This window comes from Endozoicomonas sp. ALE010, assembly GCF_049310165.1.
In the GTDB taxonomy this organism is placed as follows: Bacteria; Pseudomonadota; Gammaproteobacteria; order Pseudomonadales; family Endozoicomonadaceae; genus Endozoicomonas.
This window is the reverse complement of the sequence record NZ_JBLYNV010000156.1, coordinates 1-2644: the sequence shown is the minus strand read 5'-3', so window position 1 is coordinate 2644 and position 2644 is coordinate 1. Positions and strand designations below refer to the sequence as shown.

At 53.1% G+C, this 2644-nt stretch carries 1 protein-coding gene; it reads right to left on the bottom strand.

The features are described from left to right. Positions 1–302: 302 nt before the first annotated feature. Positions 303–2644 (bottom strand): RAP domain-containing protein (locus ACO6UY_RS24335; RefSeq protein WP_422491628.1); only part of this gene is annotated, 2342 nt, incomplete at its 5' end.

Genomic DNA, 2644 nt, shown 5'->3' with positions numbered 1-2644 from the left:
ATAGCCGTAGCTATGTGACCGGAGTTGTAACGAAGCAGAGTGCCTGAACAAGGAGTCAGAAATATATGATTTCATATGGTTAGCTACTTACAGCAGACGTGTTTCTCTTATTTATCGTGCATCAGGTAAGGGTAACGCAAAAGGGAGGAGGATGGATAGTCATCGGCTGTTGTCAGGGGTGATCTGTTCAGTTGATGAATGCAAACAGTAATACCATCCTGGATGACAGGTATTGAAAAGTTGGAAGCCCGCCTTCCCTGAAATGTGAAAACGGTTCTTGAGTCATGATGGAAGGGAAGAGGTTACTTTCTTCTATTCCTTTTTCTACTTTTTAGTTTACCCTTTTTCCTTTGTGAGTGTCCTTCGGTAGTTAAGTCACAGTGATCTTGCCATCCTTTATCGGCAGTAACATATCGCTTACCTGCCCCCCGCGTTTGAGTAAGTGATACAGAGCCATGCCGCTGTGGCGGGATGTTCACCCTGATCTTTATTTGATCAATACATCGTTTTATTGAGTCCGGGCTCCAAAGCTGGATAACCGGGATTTCAATGACCTCAAATCCTGCTTTTTGCAGCAGTGCGATTTTCAGCAGAGTCGAACCATTCCTGGTTTTGAAATCACCACCCACGTAATGCGACGGCCCCTGAATTTCAATCACAACGTTGTGATCTGGCAGAAGCAGGTCAACCGGAGGTAATGAGTTCAGACTCTTTTCTTCTTCAATCTTCAAAGATGGAATAGATGATTGGAGTCGATCGCGGAATTCGGCTTGGGTTTTTGAAATGGCTGTCTGGTAATGGCGGACAACCAGACACTGTCTGCCAAGCCAAATGGCGGCCATGATCATGATGGATTGATCCTCTTCATTATCTGGCGAGGCATTTTCCAGGCGAGTCAACAGGTCATCCATGTGCTTTTCAAGTACGTTATTTTTATTGGTATTGGAGAACAGAGCCAACCTGGCACAGCACACCATGACTCCCCAGAGAGACATCGATATATCTTGTTGAGGGAGTTGAGGGTTTTCACTGATTCTGTACACAAGAGATTCGAACGTAGAGGCAACCACGTTCAACTCAACGAGCTCACCCAGTTTCGCCATGGCCCACAGCAGGTTGGCGATATGCTGAAGAATAAACTGGTCTTTCTGTGCGTTCACGAGGGGCAACAGCGCGGCCACAGCCTCTTTGAACTCTGGTGTCTGCTCCTGCCCGTTGTCCACCAGTTTCGCCATGGCCCACAGCAGGTTGACAATGGCCTGGGCATTAAGTTGGTTTTTCTGTGCGTTCACGAGGGGCAAAAGGACGGCCACGGCCTCGTTGAGCCCTGGTGTCCACTCCAGCCCGTGGTCCACCAGTTTCGCTATGGCCCACAGCAGGTTGGGGATACCCCGGGCTTTAAATTGGTCTTTCTGTACGTTCACGCGGTGCAAAAGTGCAGCTACCGTCTTGTTGAACGCAGGTGTCCACTCGTGCCCGTTGTCCACCAGTTTTGCCATGGCCCACAGCAGGTTGGCAATGGCCTGGGCATTAAGTTGGTTTTTCTGTGCGTTCACGAGGGGCAACAGGGCGGCCACGGCCTCGTTGAACGCAGGTGTCCACTCGTGCCCGTTGTCCACCAATTTCGCCATGGCCCACAGCAGGTTGGTGATATGCTGAGGAGTAAATTGGTCTTTCTGTGCGTTCACGAGGGGCAACAGGGCGGCTACGGCTTCGTTGAGCCCGGGTGGCTGCTTCTGCTCATTGTCCACCAGTTTCGCCATGGCCCACAGCAGGTTGGCAATGGCCTGGGCATTAAGTTGGTTTTTCTTTGCGTTCATGTGGGGCAGCAGGGCGGCCACGGCCTCGTTGAGCCCGGGTGTCCGCTCCAGCCCGTTGTCCACCAGTTTCGCCATGGCCCACAACAGGTTGGCGATTCCCTGGGCATTAAGTTGGTTTTTCTGTGCGTTCACGAGGGGCAACAGGGCGGCCACGGCCGCTTTGAACTCTGGTGTCCACTCCTGCCTGTTGTCCACCAGTTTCGTAATGGCCCACAGCAGGTTGGCAATGGCCTGGGCATTAAATTGGTTTTTCTGTGCATTCACGAGGGGCAACAAGGCGACCACAGCCTCGTTGAGCGCCTGTGTCTGCTTCTGCCCGTGGTCCACCAGTTTCGCCATGGCCCACAGCAGGTTGGCGATATGCTGAGGAATAAATTGGTCTTTCTGTGCGTTCACAAGGGGCAACAGGGCGGCCACGGCCTCGTTGAGCCACAGTGTCTGCTCCAGCCCGTTGTCCACCAGTTTCGCCATGGCCCACAGCAGGTTGGCAATGGCCTGGGCATTAAGTTGGTTTTTCTGTGCGTTCACGAAGGGCAAAAGGGCGGCCACGGCCTCGTTGAGTTCTGGTGTCTGTTCCAGTCCGTTGTCCACCAGTTTCGCCATGGCCCACAGCAGGTTGGCAATGCCCTGGACCTCAAGCTGGTCTTTCTGTGCGTTCACGTGGGGCAACAGCGCGACCACGGCCTCGTTGAGCCCTGGTGTCCGCTCCAGCCCGTTGTCCACCAGTTTCGCTATGGCCCACAGCAGGTTGGCAATGCCCTGGGCCTTAAATTGGTCTTTCTGTGCGTTCACGTGGGGCAACAGCGCGACAACGGCCTCGTTGA